The organism is Kitasatospora sp. NPDC024654, from assembly GCF_055559155.1.
Genome location: NZ_JBVHLF010000110.1, coordinates 1 through 18,376 on the forward strand (window position 1 = coordinate 1; position 18,376 = coordinate 18,376).

The 18,376-nt window shown below is 68.4% G+C and carries 10 protein-coding genes and 1 pseudogene; 8 read left to right on the plus strand and 3 right to left on the minus strand.

Annotation, left to right across the window (positions count from 1 at the left end; all coding sequences use genetic code 11):
* Positions 1 to 329 precede the first annotated feature (329 nt).
* Genes ACZ38L_RS34625 through ACZ38L_RS34645 form a run of 5 tightly spaced genes read left to right on the plus strand, consistent with a single transcriptional unit; the run spans position 330 to position 12,726 of the window.
* Positions 330 to 647, plus strand: a complete 318-nt coding sequence (locus ACZ38L_RS34625) for a hypothetical protein (protein WP_465701095.1) — start codon at positions 330 to 332, stop codon at positions 645 to 647.
* Complete coding sequence (locus ACZ38L_RS34630) at positions 644 to 4,567, plus strand: DUF6603 domain-containing protein (RefSeq protein WP_465701099.1); 3,924 nt, start codon at positions 644 to 646, stop codon at positions 4,565 to 4,567. Before ACZ38L_RS34625 ends, ACZ38L_RS34630 begins: the two co-directional genes overlap by 4 nt.
* 15 nt (positions 4,568 to 4,582) lie before the next feature.
* Positions 4,583 to 6,862, plus strand: a complete 2,280-nt coding sequence (locus ACZ38L_RS34635; RefSeq protein ID WP_465701101.1) for a hypothetical protein — start codon at positions 4,583 to 4,585, stop codon at positions 6,860 to 6,862.
* Complete coding sequence (locus ACZ38L_RS34640) at positions 6,855 to 10,910, plus strand: hypothetical protein (RefSeq protein WP_465701104.1); 4,056 nt, start codon at positions 6,855 to 6,857, stop codon at positions 10,908 to 10,910. The genes ACZ38L_RS34635 and ACZ38L_RS34640 overlap by 8 nt, the downstream gene beginning before the upstream one ends.
* Before the next feature lie 34 nt (positions 10,911 to 10,944).
* Positions 10,945 to 12,726, plus strand: a complete 1,782-nt coding sequence (locus ACZ38L_RS34645) for a discoidin domain-containing protein (protein ID WP_465701106.1) — start codon at positions 10,945 to 10,947, stop codon at positions 12,724 to 12,726.
* Between the two features lie 254 nt (positions 12,727 to 12,980).
* On the opposite strand, the gene ACZ38L_RS34650 is transcribed toward ACZ38L_RS34645, so the two are convergent.
* Positions 12,981 to 13,448, minus strand: coding sequence for a hypothetical protein (locus ACZ38L_RS34650; protein WP_465701109.1), 468 nt, complete (start codon positions 13,446 to 13,448; stop codon positions 12,981 to 12,983).
* An 86-nt stretch (positions 13,449 to 13,534) separates the two neighbouring features.
* Entirely contained in the window at positions 13,535 to 13,996 is a 462-nt protein-coding gene (locus tag ACZ38L_RS34655; RefSeq protein ID WP_465701111.1) for an NUDIX domain-containing protein, read from the minus strand.
* Positions 13,997 to 14,222: 226 nt separating this feature from the next.
* Here ACZ38L_RS34655 and ACZ38L_RS34660 point away from each other — a divergent pair, with 226 nt between their 5' ends.
* The 3 genes and pseudogenes from ACZ38L_RS34660 to ACZ38L_RS34670 form a co-directional block, all read left to right on the plus strand.
* Positions 14,223 to 14,885: a hypothetical protein gene (locus ACZ38L_RS34660; RefSeq protein ID WP_465701113.1), complete on the plus strand. Its 663-nt coding sequence runs from the start codon at positions 14,223 to 14,225 to the stop codon at positions 14,883 to 14,885.
* A 43-nt stretch (positions 14,886 to 14,928) separates the two neighbouring features.
* A complete protein-coding gene (locus ACZ38L_RS34665; RefSeq protein ID WP_465701115.1) occupies positions 14,929 to 15,648 on the plus strand; it encodes an IS6 family transposase in 720 nt (239 codons plus the stop codon).
* Between the two features lie 66 nt (positions 15,649 to 15,714).
* A pseudogene (locus tag ACZ38L_RS34670) lies at positions 15,715 to 15,993 on the plus strand (lipoyl protein ligase domain-containing protein); the annotation flags it as partial.
* Positions 15,994 to 16,354: 361 nt separating this feature from the next.
* On the opposite strand, the gene ACZ38L_RS34675 reads toward ACZ38L_RS34670, so the two are convergent.
* Entirely contained in the window at positions 16,355 to 17,821 is a 1,467-nt protein-coding gene (locus ACZ38L_RS34675) for a YVTN family beta-propeller repeat protein (protein ID WP_465701117.1), read from the minus strand.
* Positions 17,822 to 18,376 lie beyond the last annotated feature (555 nt).

An 18,376-nucleotide genomic window follows, 5' to 3' on the forward strand; every position in this document is an offset into this window, starting at 1 on the left:
CCGACGCGCAGTCCTACCCGACACCGCCCCGGGAACGGACCAACGCGACATCACAGGCATGAGATCAACCGGCCGCTGCCGTGAAACATCGAGGCAGGTGCCTATAGAGCATTGACTGAATGTCAACGGATATCGGCAACTACCACTCGAAAGGGTGACTCTGTCGATCGCGCATGTCTTTTCTGCTTGAGCTACCGATCGGTAGAGCTATGTTGACTGCTGGTGTTGTGCGCCTATGGGTGATCTGCCGCGGGACCTGGGGGCTTTCGTGGCGGCCATGGCTGGCACTGCCGGATTTTGCACGTTTTGGAAGCGCGGGGAGAGGGCTCATGCGTGTACCGGGGGATCTGCTCGACGGTTCGCGGCTGGACTGGACGCTCAGCGCCGACGAGTGGGATCTGCCACGGCTCGATGCGCCGTTGGGGCGTGACAAGCGGCCGGTGCCGACCGCTGCCGGGGCACTGTGGGATGCATCGAAGGTGGCCGACCCAGCCGCCCTGCTGGGCGACGAGTGGATGGCGGAACCGGCGCTGACCCTCACCAGCAGACCGGGCAAACGAGAATGTGGCCAACATGACGGCATGGTGGTCAGGCGAGGCGAACTGATCGGCGTACCGCGGCAGTTGCCGCCGGGAGGACTGCAGTGACAGAGAACGTGAACCTCCGTGCCCCCGCTCCGCAACGCGTGGACCACCCCTATGCAAGGGCCTTGGACCGGTGGTATCCGGACGGGCCGGGAGCCGACGGCATCGGCTTGTCGCGGCATCACATTGTGCCGTGCAACAAACTGATCGAGTTCTGGAACAGGGTCATCGAGAACGAGTACAACGAACCGACCCGCTATAGGCTCAAGGAGGGACTCCAGAATCTGGTCGGCGCGATTTTGCAGAACCGCAAGCGGTATCCGGACCTCAAAGACACTGACGATGGCTTCGAGCGGTTCGCGCAGAACTTCATCAACTCTACTTACAGGCATGACAGGAACGCCCCGTCACCGGATGGGCGGGACGATGTACTCAGCATCTACGAGTGGTTACCGGCCAATCTGTTCATCGGCCCGGAAGGCGGCGTGCGCTACGACGATCCGCACGATGAGTTCGAGGGCGGCTGCGCTCCCGTCATCGGAGAGCAGAATTTCAACGCCAGGCAGAACGTCTTCAGGCTTCTGGACAGGTATCTCAAGTGCCCCAACAGCCTGCAGACGGAGGGCAGGGACTTCCTTAGGAAGTACATCCAGCTGGTTCACGGCACCCAGGTGGCGCCGTGGGCGCTGCGCGCGAGTGACTGGAACAAGGACTCCAGGCGGCAGAAGTACGGCATCGTTGGTGCGCCCGTGCCGAGCGGGGCCGAGTTCCCCGGATCGGTTGCATCCGACCAGGTGGGCGACACCGTGCCCATCGGGGATAAGGAAATCGAACTCACTCTCTGGTACGCGGAGAACGGCTACCGTCGGCTGCGCGGCGGCGCGACCGACATCGCGATCGGCGAACTCATCGACTGGATCGCCGCGCAGTGGGGTGTGGGTTCCGAGATTCCGGGGTGGTTGCGTGGACTCGTCATGCGCAACCTCACGCTGGAGATCCTCACCGGGCCTGACACGACCGACTGGAATTTCACTGTCGCCACGGAAGCGACATTTGGTGATACCGTCACCGACCTTCTGGTCTCCATGCGTCGCAGGACAGGCCCTGCTGACCAGAACGAGTTCTCCCTGACAGCGGAGGCGGGTCTGCGTCTCGTTGTCGATGAGGAGGAGACCCGTATCTGGTTCGGTGGCGCGATCGCCAGTGCGGGCTCGGGGGGCTGGGAGCTGAGTGCGTCCCTGGAGGACGACGGCCGATCCCTGACTTTCGCTCAGCTGGCTTCCGCTCTTGGGGTCGATATTCCGGCGGAGTTGGAGCCTTTCGTTCCTTCTCTCAGCTCGATGTCTTTCACCTACCGCCTGCCGGGCGGGGGGACTGCGGCGGGATCGCTGGTGCTGTCGGCGGTCGTCGACCGGGTGGGGGTGGTGGTGGCGTCGGTGCCCGGTGCCGCGGGGGCGGTTTCCCGTGTGGTGGCGGTGCGAGGAGAGCTGGGGGCCCGGGCGTCCCAGCTGCCGCTGATCGGCGAGGCCATTCCCTACGAGCGGGATGTGGTTTTCACCGGCGTGCAGTTCGCCTACTGCTCGGGATCCTGGTCCAAGCAGCAGGTGGAGCAGCTCAACGAGGTCATCGACGGGCTCGACGATGGGCGGCTGCCGCGTCTGCTGGACCGGGCGTTGCAGCCCGGCTTGCTGGCCTGGGCCGAGGTGACGGTGGGCGGTGAGGTGGGCGGGCCGCTGGTCCTGCGCCCTGACGCCGGGGGCAGGGCGGCGGCACTCGGCAGCGGCGGGGGTGCGGGTGTCGGGGCCGGCCCTGGGCAGGCCCTGGTGCTGGGGCGTGAGCGCGTCAGGGAGGAGCCTGCCAAGGGCGAGGACCTGGATGGGCTCGCGATCGGCCCGGTCCGGATCCGCGGTGCCGTTCTCGGCTACCGGAGCGGTGTGCTGTTCATCGCCATCGACGCCACCCTGGCCCTGGGTCCCGTCCAGTTGGACACGGTCGGGCTGGGGTTCGGCATCGACAACGACTTCCGGTTCACCCCCGTGCTCCAGGGTGCGGGGCTGCGTATCGACGCGTCCCCGCTGAAGGTCACCGGTGCCCTGGTGGTCCGTGACGACGAGAAGTACGCCATCTACCTCACCGGCGCGGTCGCGGTGGAGACCGGGTTCTTCGCCATGGCGGCGGCCGGCAGTTACGCCCGCAGTGTCGACGGCTGGTCCTCGGTCTTCCTCTTCGGTGAGATCGCCGCGCCGAGTGGCGGGGCGCTGTTCGGCCCGCCCGCGTTCACCGTCACCGGCCTGTCCGGGGGCTTCGGTGTCAACAGCACGGTACGTGTCCCGCAGGTCACGGAGCTCGAGAGCTTTCCGCTGGTCAACCGGCTGGGCAGTGGTCCGGACGGCACCGGACCGGCCGAGATGCTGGAGCGGCTGAACGACTGGGTGCGGCCCACCGAGGGACGCTACTGGGGTGCGGTCGGTGTGCAGTTCACGTCGTTCCGGTTCCTCACCGCGCGGGCACTGGCTCTGGTGGAGTTCGGTGACGACCTGAAGGTGATGCTGCTCGGCCGCACTTCGATCACTTTCCCCAAGGGTGGTCCGCGCACCCATGCCCGCCTCAACATCGACCTCAAGCTGGCCTATGTGCAGTCGCAGGGGCTGCTCTCCCTTGACGCGGTGGTCGGTCGCGGTTCCTTCGCCTTCGACCCGTCGGTCGAACTCACCGGTGGCATCGCCATCTACATCTGGACGGCCGGCCGGCATGCGGGCGACTTCGCCATCACCGCCGGTGGCTACCACCCCCGGTTCAAGGAGAACCTGCCGGACCACTACCCGGACCCGCCGCGGCTCGGTTTCGTCTGGGCCCCCGATGACAAGATCATGGTCAAGGCGGAGGGCTACACCGCGCTCACGCCCAGCGCGTTCATGGTGGGTGGCCGGCTCGCCGCGACCTACACCAAGGGTCTGCTCTCCGCTTGGTTCACCGCCTACGTCGATGTGCTGATCCAGTGGCGGCCGTTCTACCTGGAGGCCGATCTCGGCATCAGCATCGGCGTCGCGTTCACCATCAAGGTCCTCTTCGTCAAGGTCCGGGTCTCCATCGAGGTCGGCATCAACCTGGCGTTGTGGCTGCCGCCGTTCGGTGGCCGGGTCACCGTCAAGGTGTGGTTCGTCTCGTTCAGCTTCGACATCGGTGCCAAGCGGCCGCAGCTGGACGCGGCCACGTGGCCGGAAGTCCGTGAGCAGTTGCCCGAGCCGTTGAGCATCACGCCACTGTCCGGACTGCTCGCCGACGTCGAGGCGGGCGAACTCGCCGCCCGCCGGGCCGAGCAGGCCCCCGTGCTGATCGCCGCCGCCGGGTTCGCCGCCTTGGTCGAGACGGTCATCCCGGCCACGCACATCTACCTCAACGGCAGGGTGTACGAGTCGGCCCAGGCACCGGACGACAAGATCAGCATCCGGCCGATGCGGGAACAGGGCAGCATCACCTCGCAGTTCCGGATCACCGTCACCAAGGGCACGAGTCAGACCCCCTACGAGGGCCTGGACATCGAGGTCGTGCGGCGCGATGTCCCGGCTGCCCTGTGGGGAACGCCGCTCGAGCGGCCCGGCGATGCTCTCGACGAGGGCGATGCCCTGCTCTCGGATCGGCTGTCCGGCTTGCGCCTGGCCGTTCCCGAGCCCAGCAGCACCGGTGAGCTGGGACCGGTCACCTCCCAGGCCCTCAGCGTCACCGCCGTGAACCCGCCCGGCCACACGCCGCTGCGGAACGGCGCTGCGCAGGGCCCGTCCCCGGCCATGGACCCCGTCAACAGCATCGAGACCATCGCTGGCGGCATCAACGCGGCCACCAGGGCCAACCGTGCCGCCGCCTACGGCGCCCTGCACCGGCTCGGGCTGGCCCCCGGAGCCTCCGGCGCCTCTCTGCCCCAGTACGCGGACAACGTCCGCGACTACCTCGTCTCGCGTCCCCTGACCACGACCGCCCGCTAGAGAGAGGGGCCTTTCGTGGCCACCGGACCCGACCTCGACGTCACCTTCTACGACCATCTGGTCCCCGGCATCCAGGCCGGCGTCTACACCGTCACCGCCGAGCACAAGCTCCTCAAAGGCTCCCAGGACATCACCACCAGCGCCCCGCTGCCCAAGGTCGAAGCGCCGTTCGAGGTGCGGGCGGCCCAGTTCGTTCTCGACGAGGCTTCCGTGCAGGCGGTCTACCCGCCGCCCGGCTCCAGCGGGGACTACCGCACCGTCCTGCCGCACATCACCCTGACCCGCTCCGTCCTGCCGTGGGAGCGCGACCTGCACTGGACCAGGAGTGGCGCCGTCACCCCTTGGCTGGCCCTGCTGGTGTTCGAGGAGGGCGAACTGCCCGACGACGACCCCGAGGCCGTGGGCCTCGCTACGTCCCGCCCCGTCGCCAAGCTGTGCGAACCGGACGAGTCCACCGTCCAGCCGCCCGCCATCCGCCTCGGCGACCTCGATCCGAGGACCGCCGAGTCGACCTGCCGCACCATCGACGTCCCCGTGGCACTCTTCCGCGCGCTCATGCCGCGCAAGGACGAACTGGCCTACCTGGCCCACGTCCGTGACGTCCACCCGGCGAACCTCGTGCGCGCCGGAGGCGAGAAGCTCACCGAGGGCTCGTTCGCCGTCGTCACCGGCAGCCGCTTCGCCCGCGACCGAGTCGGTGCGCGCGCCGTCCACCTCGTCTCACTCGAAGGCCACGACGGCGCCCTCGACGGCAGCTTCGGTGACGGTGCCACGCACATCCGTCTCGCCGCCCTGTGGTCGTGGTCGTTCACCAACGACCACACCGCGACGCTCGACCCGGAGGGCCTGCTCAAGCAGCTGGTTGCCCCCAGCCTCGGCGAGGCCGGTAGCGCCGAGCGCCTCGCCCTGCGTCTGGAACCCATCCCGCAGAGCGCCGCCGCCGATGACCACGATCGATACGCCCGCGACCGGCTCGAACGCGGCTACGCACCGGTACCGCAGCGGCTGCTCTCCGGTGAACTCAGCTACGCCTGGTACCGCGGCCCGTGCACCCCCGTCACCGCCCAGCCACTCCCTAGCGGCTACGACCCCGAACCGGAAACGCGGACCACCGCCGACCACGCCCTGATCTACGACAAGGACTACGGCCTCTACGACGTCAGCTACGCCTCGGCCTGGACGCTGGGTCGCACCCTCGCCCTCGCCGACCCCGACTACAGCGCCGATCTCGTCCGCGCCCGCCGCGAACTGTCCAACCAGGCCGTCGCTCTGATGGCGATCGCCGCCGACCCGACGCGCGCCCGACTCGCCACCCCCGCACCGGGCCGCACGACCGGCGACCCCGAGACCCAGCTGCGCCCCAACCTCGGCTGGCTACGCACCCTCGCCCATCGCAGCGGCGACATCCACCGCGCCCTGGCCACCCCACAACACGACCTGCTGGAAGAGGAACCGCCCCCACTACCAACCCCGGCGCGGCGCAACCGCGCCGACCGCCGGCTGCTGCTCGGCATGACCGCCCAGCGCACTGCCCTGATGCACACGGCCGAGCGGCACACCAACGGCCTGCCCGCCTGGATGGAACGCCTCGACCGGCTGCACGGCATCCCCTTCGGCTACCTCGTGCCCGACCCGCGCATGCTGCCCCCCGAGTCACTGCGGCTGTTCCGCATCGACCCAGGCTGGCTGGAGGCCCTGCGCAACGGCGCCCGCAGCGTCGGTGTGCACACCAGCCTCGACCAGCAACTCGACGACACCCTGCAGGCCGCCATCACGGCCCGCACCCTGAACACACCCCCCGCCGCCGGCCTGCTGCTGCGCTCCGCCCTCGTCCCCGCCTGGCCCGAATTCGACCTCACCGCCAAACGCGACGGCCAGGTGCTGGCCGAACTGCGCCGCGACCACCCCGCACCCGACGTCCTGCTCCTCCTGTTCGACGACGTCCCCGACGAGATCGTCATCCGCGAACCCGGCGAAGGCATCCACTTCGGCGTCACCTCCGGCGGCAAACTCTCCCTACGCCACCTCGAAGCCACAGAAGACGCCGAACTCGGCGCCCCCAACCGCATCGACTGGCCGACCGACAACACCACGGTCTTCACCCACCACCTGCGCCCCGGAGCGCACCACGTGCTGAACCTGCTCGACGGTGACACCGGCCTCGTCCCCGCACTGTCGCGGCAGTTCGACAGGGACGGCAACTCCCCGCTGAGCCCCAGCGAGTTCGCCCTCGAAATGATCAACGCGCCGCTCGAGCAGAAGCTGGTGCCCGCAGCCGGAGGCCGCAATGCCTGACACCGACCTGATCGTCCCGGTGCGCCTGCGCACCCTCATCGTCACCAAGCCGCTCGGCAGCCGCGAATTCACCCGCTGGACCCCAAAGTTCGGTCGCATGCTGAACGAAGCGCAGAGTCCCGAGCCGCTGGACGCCCAAGAGGCGACGACCATGGACGGCGTCCACATCCAGTGGGAGCTGCCCGAGGCACTCGCCCGAGGCCACTACGACGCCTCCACGGGTGACACGACCTTCCCCCTGGTGCCCAACCGCTGGCTCGTGGTGCGCTACCACAACGACACCAACGGCGCCCGGCAGGCCAAGGGCTGGGTGGTGCACAGCGACTACCTACCGCTCAGCGACTACGAAGACAGCTGGCAGAAGGGCACCAGCTGGTACCTCACCGACCGCAGCGCGGACGGCCAGACCGTGCCCCTCCACCTGGACAAGATCGGACGCCACCACGAGCTGACCGTCACCGACCCCTGGAGGGAGCCCGAGCAGCGCGTGCCGTTCCTCACCGCGATCGGTCCGGGCCTGCCCGCCTTCGCCGCGTTCGCCAGCTACCACATGGACGTCTTCTGCTTCCATGACACCCTCAAGGACCTCGCGGACGCCGGCGGCTTCCACTACGCCCCCGACAACGACCTGAGCTACGCCGTCATCGGCTGGTACGCCCACCCCGGGGCGGACATCCTCAAGCGCGCCGCCGACATCCCCGGCCTCCTCCCGCCCAAACCCGGCACCCCGGACCAGCCCGACACCAGCATGGAAGCCGTGCTTCGCGCCCTGGGATGGGCGGCGAACGGCGACAGCTCCCGGCTCACCGACACGCGCTACTACGGCACCGCCCTGCACATCCCCTGGCGGTACAACGACCCCGCCCCGACCTCGCGCAAGCCCACCAACGACAGGGTCAAGCTCACCGTCGGCCACAGCACCGCCGATGCCGCCGCAGAGCTCATCAGCCGGCAAACCCGCTCGGCAGAAACCGGTGAACTCGTCAAGGCCCTGTTCAACGGCACCATCGAGAGCTACGGCCTGCCGGACGGCGCCGTCGAACTGGACGAGGCCACCCGGCGCGCCTGGTACGCGGGCAGCGAAGGCGGCCACCTGTGGCAGATCGTCCCCGACCCCGAACGTGACGTTCAAGAGCAGCTGCCGCAGATCCCCGACTGGCTGGACGAACTCAACCGTACCCAGACCGAGTACGACGAGACCGCGGACCGGCTCGCCCGCACCCGGGCCCGACTGTGGGACGTGTGGTGGCTGCGGAACCTGCCCGTCGACGGCAACGGCACCCACCCCTCAGGTTTCGACACCGAGGCGGACCGGCAGCTCAACCCTTCCGGCTCCGGCACCCCCGCCGCACAGGTGAAGGCGGACCTGGACCGACTCACCGCGCTCCGCCAGGGCCAGAACGGCACGCCCGGCCTGCCCGTCGGCAACACACCGGAAGAACTCGCAGAACGCATCACGGCCTACGCGCGGGCCCGCGACCTGCCCGAAGGGCTCCTTCTCAAGCGCATCGCCCGCGACACCTACCACAGCCCGGCCGACCCGGTCGTCGTCATCGAGGGCAGCGGCGCCAGCCAGCCCCTCGGCCGGGACACCGACGATCCGCTGCCCTGCCGCCTGCCGTCCGCCCTGCTCGAATCCATCACGATCAACAACGCCCCCGCCCGCCCCGACCCCAACGCACCCAAGCCCAACCTCGCCGGCCTCCCCCCGGTGTGCGCGACCCTCATCGCCGAGTTCGCCCTCCTCGACAAGGCGGCCTGGACCTCCGACACGGCCTCCGGCATCACCGCGCTCGAAGTCGCCCTCGGCGACCGCGACTCCATGATCACCGGCGCGCTGCCCGAGTACACCGGCATGTGGGAACAGCCCTGGACCCCGATGTACCTCCAATGGGACATCCGCTACTGCGCCACACCCTTCCGCACCGACACCACCGACAACTGGACCTTCGACGGCACGAAGTACTCATGGAACGGGACCAACGCCCTGTCCATGGGCGGTGACGAGCACCGCTGGCCGGTGTTCCAGGGACGCTCCTTCCTCGCCCCGACCACCGCCTACGTGCTCAGGGAACAGGCCAAGCGCTACCTGAACACCTTCTCCCCCACCGAGACCCAGGGCCTGTCCGGACTGCTCGACCACTACGCCGAACTCGACGTGCTGTCCCAGACCCTGGACGGCTTCAACGACTGGCTGCTCGAACAGGACGGCACCGCACGGCTCGTCCCCTCGGCTCAGGACGCCGACCCCGCACTCTTCGGCGATGCCTTGCGGGTCCCGCAGCCAGGCCCCCCGAACCAGCCCGACCAGGACCACTTCCAGCCCGTGCGGGCCGGCCAGTTCTACTTCAACAGGCTGCAGATGATCGACCGGTTCGGCCGCACCTTCGACTTCATGGCCCTCAACAGCCAAGACCCGGCCTCCATGCAGCCGCAACCGCTGAAAGCCCGCAGTGTCCGCCCCGACCCCACGAAGCCGCTGTACACCAAAGAGGGGCAGCCGCCCAACGACGGCTGGCGCTTCATCCAGCTGCCGCCACGGCTGATGCAGCCCGCCCGGGTACGCTTGGAGGCCGTACGCGCCAGGGACGACGCCGCTTACCCCGGCCTGCCCCCCGCCGGCGACCCCGGGCAGACGCCCGTCGTCGGCTGGCTGATGCTCAACCACCTCGACCGCACACTCCTGGTGTACGCGCCCAACGGCGCACCCCTCGGTGAGCTGCGCGTCGTCGGCCAGGGCACCCGCCTCGCCTGGACCATGCTCCCGCACGCCCCCTACCGGCATCCCTCGGACCAGGGCTTCAGGGACGACTTCCCGCAGCTGGCCGCGATGCTCACCGCCCTGCTCGACCACGCCGACGCCCCCGGCGCGTTCGAGGCCCTGGTGCACACCATCGACCAGTCCCTCCAGTCCGTCACCGACCGATCGCCCCAGACCGACCGCAGCCCGGCCCGCCTGATCGGGCGCCCCGTCGCCCTCGTCCGCGCCGAACTCGAAGTCCAGCTCCAGGGCCCGCCCCTGACCACACCCGCCTGGGGGAAGATCCTCGACCCCGAGCCGGCGGAATACCTCAGCTACCGGTGGCCCGTCCGGCTCGGTGCGCCCGAGCTGCTGACCGACGGCCTGATCGGCTACTACGCGAGCCCCCAGGGCCCCGGCGGCACCACCGACTACGCACAGCTCAGCATCGTCGCCGAAGACCTCGTCACCCACCCCTACCTGACCCCCATCACCAACGGGGCCGACCTGGCCCTGCCCGCCACCCCCAGCGACGCCCCACCCGTCATCCACCACCTCACCTTGCTCGCCGACCCGCACACCGCGATCCACGCCACCACCGACATCCTCCCCGTGGCCGACCTCACCCTCGACTCCGACCTCGTCCAGCAGGCCCTGACCCGGATCGAGGCGTCCTTCCGGCTCGACCCCCTGCTCGCCCCCACCCGGGCAGGCGAGCAAACCGCCGCCGCGTCACCGGCCCTCGGCGAAGCGCCCGGACACCACCTCGTCCACCTCCTCGACGGCAACCTGGGCAGCCACTACCTCAGCGAACACCCCGCAGCGCAAGGAGAGTGGATCGAACTCGACCTCGGTCACGACGCCGAACCGGACATCACCCAGGTCGACCTCTACCCCGGCGACCCCATGGGCGCCCACCCGCTGCCCGCCTGCGTCCTCGAGACCTTCACCGAAGCCACCGGCTGGACCGAGCACGCCACCTACCCGGCCGGCACGGAGATCCACTACACCCCCGCCGCGCCGGTAATGGCCGCCCGCATCCGCATCCGCTTCACCGCATCCACCACGGCACCCATCGCCATCCGCTCCTTCACCGCCACCACCAACGCCGGCGACAACGGCCTCGTCATGCCCCGCCCCGCCGCCTGGTTCGGCAACTGGACCTGGGCCGAACCCCTCGCACAAGCAACCGGCGTCCCCCACTGGGCCCGCCTGCCCATCCTGCCCGCCGACAAATCCGCCTACCTGGACGACCCCGTACCCACCGCCCGCGCCGGCTACCTCCAGCTGCGCCCCCGCCACGACTAACCCGCCAGCCCACCACCAAGGAGCAACCACCGACATGGCCGTGCGCGCCCTCGCCACCGACACACTGCTGAACTACGAAGTAGAGACCGACCCCGATCCGCTGAACGTCAGCACACCGTCCAGGCCCATCCCCGGCACGCTGATCTTCACCATCACCGGTAACAAGGACGCGGCAGTCAGCTGCCGCAGCATCACCTTCAAGATCCCCATCGGGTCCGGCGAGAACGACCTGGCGGAACTCACCAGCACCGACCCCATCCGCACCGTCCCAGAAGGGGATGACGCCAGCGACTGGGAGACCAAGAAGGAGCTGCAAGAAAACGGCACTGTTCTGGCCGTCACGCTGGCGCCCCAAATCGCACCCATCACCCTCCCCACCAACTGGCGGCTCACCTTGCGGGTGACCGGCTTCACCGTGAACAAGGTGGAAGGCGCGGTGACGATCGGCGTCACCGAGATGACCGCATCCGAGAACAAAACCAACCTCGCGCCGGTGATCAAAGCGCCGCACGACTTCTACCTGCGCAACCTGACACCGACCCCGTTCCTAGTAGACAACGGGGCAACGGTCGCCCTGACCTGGCAGACGGGAGGCGGGGACGGCCGCACGAAATACACCATGTTCTGGGACCGGGAGAGTGAACCGGTCGCCGGCATCAGCTGGACCTCCCCGCCGCTCCATCAGACCACCGGCTTCATGCTCCAAGCCGAAATCACCACCCCCGGCGGCGCCACCCTCACCCACACCCTCACCACCACCGTCACCGTCGCCCCCCAGGACCTCACTACCCGCGACCTGACGGTCAACCGCATCCTCGACATCGGCAACGGTCCCGGCACCGCCACCACCAACCTCGGCTTCTCCACAAGCGAAGACGGCACCCGGCACCTCCCCTCCGCCATGGTCGACGGCAACCCGAACACCTACTGGCAGAGCGCAATCCACCCCCAGGCCAACGACTGGGTACAGATCGACCTCGGCAGTGAACGCCAACTCACCAAGGTCGAACTCGTCCTCGGCACGCCCGGTGGCCAGCTCCGTCTCCCCGAATGCGTCTTGGAGTGCGCGAACGAGGACAAAATTTGGCTTCCCTCTGTCTTCGTTATCTCTGCAGGGAGCACCGACTACACTTCCACAACTCCTGTGACCGCCCGCTATGTGCGCCTGAGGATGAGAAAAGCCCATACAGGCGGTTCGACGAACATCGCGATCCGATCCTTCGCCATCACCACCGTCCCCCGCGGAGCCCTCATCACAGCCGGCGGGGCGACCATCTACGCACCACTGACCGCCAACGGCGGGATGACGGTCGTAGGCGACCTCCTCGTCACCGGAAAAGTAACGTTCCAGGACAACGTCACCATCGCGAGCGAGAAGACACTCACTGCCGGCGGCCAACTCACCGTCGCAGGCGACACCGTTGTGAAGGGGAAACTCACTGCCGAAAAGGAAACCCTAATTCTGGGGGAGCAGCAGGTACTCTTCACGACAAGCGCGAACGACACCATCCGGAAGTCCTATGTCACACAGACCCCGGGATTCCTGACCGTCACCCTCCTGAAACTTGCCAGCACTGTGGGTCATTCGAAGCGGGCGCTTCTGTGGACCGGCCAGGAGGAGAACGCCAGCGCACAGTTCACCCTTGCCACGGGGGACCAGGCAGGGTTGCTGGCGACACGTCACGGTGCCACAATTCCGGTCCCCAAGGGAAGATTCGGCGTCAGTCTCTTCTCCGTCGGTCAGCAGGGAATGGTCGAGGCCAGGATCGTCTGGACGCCGTTCGGCCTCGACACCGGACGTCCAATCGAGGAGTAGTCCGTCTGTGGCGGGCCCTGAATCCCCGCCCGTAACACAGAAGACGAAGCGACCATCTACGCTCCGATGGCTGCCAAGGCGGCGGTGACGATCGAGGGGAACCTTGTGACGAGAGGGAGGATCTTCTTCGAAGAAGAGGTAGCCGCCAGCAGGGCAAGAGCTCAAGGTGAACACGATTGCCACTGCCAGCGGCAGTCGGCTCGACGTCGAAGCGGACTTGGTCGTCCAATACGAGAAATCGCTGAAGGCGAATTTTATCTGCTTTGTTGCCTGGCACCATCGGCTGGGACGCGGAACAGGACGTGGCGGGCCTTGCGCTGGACCTCTTCCAGCAGGCCTTGGGTGACCAGGTCGCGTAGCACGTTGCGGACTTGCCGGCGCGACTGTGCGCCGATTGCCACGCGTACGTCCTCGGCGGACCACAGCCGCTGGGGTGCCTGGGCGATGAGGGCCAGGATCTTCCCGGCGTCCAGCTGCGGTTCGGGCGCGGGAGTTTGGGCGGTGATGGCGGCGCCGGGCAGAGCCACGGTGAGGTCCGGGGGGTTGGCGACCAGGTCGTCCCAGAGACGTCCCAGGCGCGGGATGTCGGCCACCGCGTCGCGCAGCTGCTCGTACATGCGTGCCTCGGCGGCGGCTGCTGTGGCGCGCCGGTCGAACTCCGCCCGCAGTGCCTCCGCCTCGGCCGGGGTCTTCACATCGCGCCAGGACCGAAGAGTTTCCACGGTCGGGACCGTAACGGTCTGGCGGGCGGGCGCAAAGCTCGGTGGCTGCGTTGTCCCCCGAACCGGTGAACGATGGCGGTATGCCGTTACCAGTCCAGGGTGTGCTGGCCGTCGGGCAGCCATCCGTGCAGGTAGCCGTCGAGGAAGGCCCCGAGCTCGATCGGCCTGGTGGCCGCATCGTGGCTCAGCAGGTGTTCGAGTGCCCACCAGCGCATCGGGCCGGCGCCGGGATCGGCGCCGGTGGGGGGCGGTACATCGGTCGGGAGCAGGGCGAGGAGCAGGCACCGCTCGGTGCGCGTGCCCGGTTCCCGGGATGGGGCCCAGGTACGTCCGGTCACTTTCGCGATACGCGCCTCGTGGAGTCCCCACCACGCGAGCGCGGCACGGCGGGCGGCGTCCTGGTAGGACTGCCCGGCGTGGACCTCGGTCTGTGCAGGACACCAGAGCCCACCGCGGCGGTGCAACAGTACGCGCTGGCCCGCGCGGTCGAGCAGCACGACGTGGGCGACTCTTCGTAGGCGCGGTGGGGGCAGGCGCGGCACGTCCATGTCTCCACCCTCCCTCTGCTGCTATTGGAATGGCATCTGGGCGGGGTGCGTTCGAGTGGCAGGCCGCACGCAGGACTGCGCGTGGCGCCGTGATGCGGTTGCGCCAGCGCTTTGCTGACGCCCTGTGGGTTCGAGCCGCCGCATCACGGCGGGGGGATCACTCGTCAGGGTGGAGATATGCCTGTGGGTGGCCGCACGCTGCGGCGTGGGTCCTAGGGTGGCGGCCATGGACAGGATCAGCCTGACCTGGGAAGCAGCCTTGGCCGATCCTCCGGCGGCCGCTGCTGTCCTCAGGAGGCTCGAAGAACGGGCCGAGGCCTACATCGCTCAAACGCGCACGCTGCGGCAGTGGTTGGAAAGCGTGCCACCACTGCCCGGGCTCGACGCCCGTGCACAGACCCCCGCGCCGCACAAGGCACCGGCCCCCGAGACCCCTGACGCGGGCGATGCGCCCCGGCCGGCTCCCGCGGCCGGCACCGACAGCCCCGGCGAGCCTGTGGCCGAACACGCCGACACACGGCCGTCGGAGGCGGGCAGCCGGGTGACGGCGCAGGCGCAGGAGGCCCGGCAACACGGCGCCCCGGCGACAGACGAGCAGCTCTTCTCGACGTCAACCGAAAGCGACCGGCCGGCCGGCGCGCGAGGCGAGCGCGGTCCGACTGCTCCCTCACCGGGCACGGTGCCCTCTCAACGCCGGGGCGAGGACGATACGCCGCCTACCGCCGGCCCGGTCCCGGGTGAGAGCGCCCCGCCCGCCGCGCCCACCTTGCATGAGCGGATCGTGCACACGCTGCCCCGGTACCGGCCCGGGCAGCCCCTGACCACGCGGCTGCTGGCCAGGGACGTCGGTCACACCAATGTGCGCAGGTGCTGTCACGTTGATCGATGAGTGAGATGATCTCCGGGTTGGTTGTGGCTGGGAGGGTCCTGTCGTGGAGAGCGTGTCGCCGTCGTACAGGGGCCACCGGTACCCGGTGGAGGTCATCGCGCACTGCGTGTGGCTGTACTTCCGCTTTCCGCTGTCGTTCCGCGAGGTGGAGGAGCTGATGCTGCAGCGAGGCGTGATCGTCTCCTACGAGACGGTGCGCCGCTGGTGCGCCAAGTTCGGGCAGGTCTACGCGGACGGGCTGCGCCGGCGGCGGCCCGCGGCCGGCGACAAGTGGCATCTCGACGAGGTCTTCGTGAAGATCAGCGGGGTGCGGCACTACCTGTGGCGGGCCGTCGACCAGCACGGCAACGTCCTGGACATCCTTGTCCAGTCCCGCCGGAACGCGAAGGCCGCCAAGCGGTTCATGGCCAGGCTGATGAAGAAACAGCGGCGCGTTCCGCGGGTGCTGGTCACCGACAAGCTGAAGAGCTACCCGGTCGCGCACCGCGAGCTCATGGCCTCGGTCGAGCACCGCTCGCACAAGGGCTTGAATAACCGGGCCGAGAACTCCCACCAGCCCACCCGCCAGCGCGAACGCGCCATGAAGGGCTTCCGCTCACCCGGATCCACGCAACGGTTCCTGTCCGCGTTTAGCGGCATCTCACCCCACTTCCGACCCCGACGTCACCTTCTGACCGCCGCCGAACACCGACTCGAGATGACCCTCCGCTTCACCATCTGGGACCACGTCACCGAGACCATCGGCCTGCCCACCACGGCCTGACCCAGGCACCCCACCGCACCCCGGCACACCCTCAGCCTGACACGCGCTCATCAACGTGACAGCGCCGCTCCGTTCAACGCGGGGCAGCGGCGCCAGGATCGCAAGCTCGCCGCGATCGGGATCCGGGTCGCCAGGGGCGTGACGAGGCACGGCTTCGCGCTCAACTGCAGTCCCGACAACACGTGGTTCGACCGGATCGTGCCGTGCGGGATCCGCCACGCTGGTGTGACCTCGCTCTCCAACGAGCTGAGCCGCGAGGTGACCGTGGGCGAGGTGGTCCCGGTCGTCGAGAAGCCCCTGCTCGAGGTCATCGAGTCGTCCGAGCCGCTGCCACGCGCGCTATGAGCGGCCCGAGGCCGCCTGAGGAAATGGACACGCACGGACCGCAGCCTGTCGGGCGAAGGTGACGGGCGCATTCGTCGGCGGGACCTGCAAGTGGCGCCGGGTGGCAGGGGATCGCTGGGCCCGGCTGCTGATCGCCGGTCGGCCCGTTTGCCAACCTCGTCGAGTCCTCGGCCGTCGCCGCGGCCGGGGCCGGCTTTCCCTCTGGGACCCGGCCCGCCTTGGCAGTGCCTTCCTCTGCCTTCCGTCTGGGCCTCACAGCATCTTCGATCCCGCGCTGACAGGCAGCGGGCATCGCTCCAGCCGTAGCGAGACGGCAGCGGGGACGGGTGCCCGCCCCCGCTGAACTACCAGCGCCCTGGACCTACCCGTGGTGGTGGCGGTCGCAGTGTTCTGCTTCGCGCTTGATGGTGGTCGGGTCGGTGGCGGTGGCAGTGCCGCCACCACCACCGCTGACTGTGGCGGTGTTGGTGACCTGGCGCGGGACGTCGCAGGAGACCTCGACCGTCAGCGTGATGGGCGGGTAGTTGCTGCCGGCCCTCAGGATGTCGCTGCGGGTGCAGGTGAGGGTGGTCCGGTCGCACGTCCATCCATCCCCGCTGATGCGGCGGGCAGTGAGCCGCGGGGGGAGGGTGTCGTGGACGGTGACGGTCGTACCGTCGGTCGGTCCGGGCCCGGCATTGCCGATGGTGATGGTGTAGACGCCCCGCTCGCCGCGCGTGAAGTTCTTGCTGTGCGTCTTGCTGATAGTCAGGGAGGAGGGCTGACTGACCGGGGTGATCGCGACACCGAACGGACTGTTGAGGCTGTAGTTGGAGACGGTGTTGGTGGCGGTGTCGATCACCGACACGCTGTTCGAGCCGAGGTTGGTGACGTAGACGTCTTTGCCGTCGGGGTTGATCGCGAGCTTGTAGGGGCTGCTGCCAACGGTGACGGTCGTAGTGACGGTGTTGGTGGTGGTATCGATCACCGACTCCGTGGCGTCGTTGATATTGCCTACGTAGGCGTGGAGGCCGTCCGGGGTAATCGCGATGCCGTATGGGGAGTTGCCGACGGGGATGGGGGAGCCAACCACAGTGTTGGTGGTGGTGTCGATCACCGACACGTTGTTGGCGGAGAAGTCGCTGACGTAGGTGTGAAGGCCGTCCGGGGTGATCGCGACCCCCGAAGGCTGGATGAAGCCGGTGACGGTGGTGGTGATGGTGTTGGTGCCGGTATCGACCACCTGCACCTGACCGAGTCCGAACTCGGTGACGTAGGCGTGCTTGCCGTCGGGCGTGATCGCGACGAATCGCGGATCGCTGCCCGTGGGGAGGGGGATGTCGGTGGTGACGGTGTTGGTGGTGGTGTCGATCACCGAGAGGTCGTTCGGGTAGGAGAGGACGTAGGCGTGACGGCCGTTCGGAGTGATCGCCACATCGACCGGCTGGTCGCCGGCAGGCAGGGGGATGGTGGTGGTGACGGTGTCCGTCGAGGTGTCGATCACCGACACGTTGTCCGAGCAGCGGTTGGCGACGTAGACATGTTTGCCGTCCGGGGTGACCTCGACGTCGTCCGGGGTGGTGCCGACGGGGATGGTCGTCATCGCGGTATTGGTGGCAGTGTCGAACACCATCACTGTGTTGCTGAACGCGTTGACGACGTAGCCCTTCTGGCTCGCAGCGGCCATGGCCGTTGACGGGGTCAGCACCGGCCCGACCAGGCCGGCCATCAGGGCCAGTCCGGCCGCACAGGCCCGTACCCATGGCCTGGGCCACGGCCCACTGCTTTCGAACCTCGGACCGCAAGGTGCAGGCTCACCTGCGGACTCGCGTAGACCAGCCAGACGCATCGCTCTCTCCTCGCAACCAGTGCCACGGCCCACGTCCCAACAACGAGCTGCGATGGTCTGGGATCAGTAAGACCGAGAGCTGTGAAGAACTGACAACATGCGATGTATACGTCGCATTGACGATGAGACAGGCAGACACGCCCCCACCACGGCCGAACGAGGGATCGCCCTGCACGGCCGCTTGTCCCACGCGCGTGTGGCACGGGGTGAGCACGCATCCCTGTGCTGGCTGCTTGCGCCTGTTGTTCGAACGCTGGGAATCACCGGCGAGCACCCGAGGTGCTCTCGAAACTCAGCAGCTACTCGTCGGCCTTGGTGGCGTCGGCGACCTCGACAACGTGGGACCCGAGCCCCATCCCGACGTTCTCGGGGCCGGGGAGTACGCGAGTGCCGGTGGTCGTGCTGGTGCAGGTTGTGATGGTGATGCACGACGGTGGCGGCACGGATGGTGGCGGGCCACCACCCAGGGCCGATGCGTTCTCGGATCATGAGATGACCTGAGGGCTGGCGGGAGGGCGCCCCGGTGGGGAAGCAGCGGACGCGACCCCTGATGAT

What these genes read in the sequence shown, in the direction of transcription:
- ACZ38L_RS34645 (WP_465701106.1), top strand. Translation starts at nt 10,945, where the DNA reads ATGGCCGTGCGCGCCCTCGCCACCGACACACTGCTGAACTACGAAGTA.
- ACZ38L_RS34625 (WP_465701095.1), top strand. Translation starts at nt 330, where the DNA reads ATGCGTGTACCGGGGGATCTGCTCGACGGTTCGCGGCTGGACTGGACG.
- ACZ38L_RS34655 (WP_465701111.1), bottom strand. Translation starts at nt 13,996, where the DNA reads ATGGACGTGCCGCGCCTGCCCCCACCGCGCCTACGAAGAGTCGCCCAC.
- ACZ38L_RS34675 (WP_465701117.1), bottom strand. Translation starts at nt 17,821, where the DNA reads ATGCGTCTGGCTGGTCTACGCGAGTCCGCAGGTGAGCCTGCACCTTGC.
- ACZ38L_RS34640 (WP_465701104.1), top strand. Translation starts at nt 6,855, where the DNA reads ATGCCTGACACCGACCTGATCGTCCCGGTGCGCCTGCGCACCCTCATC.
- ACZ38L_RS34660 (WP_465701113.1), top strand. Translation starts at nt 14,223, where the DNA reads ATGGACAGGATCAGCCTGACCTGGGAAGCAGCCTTGGCCGATCCTCCG.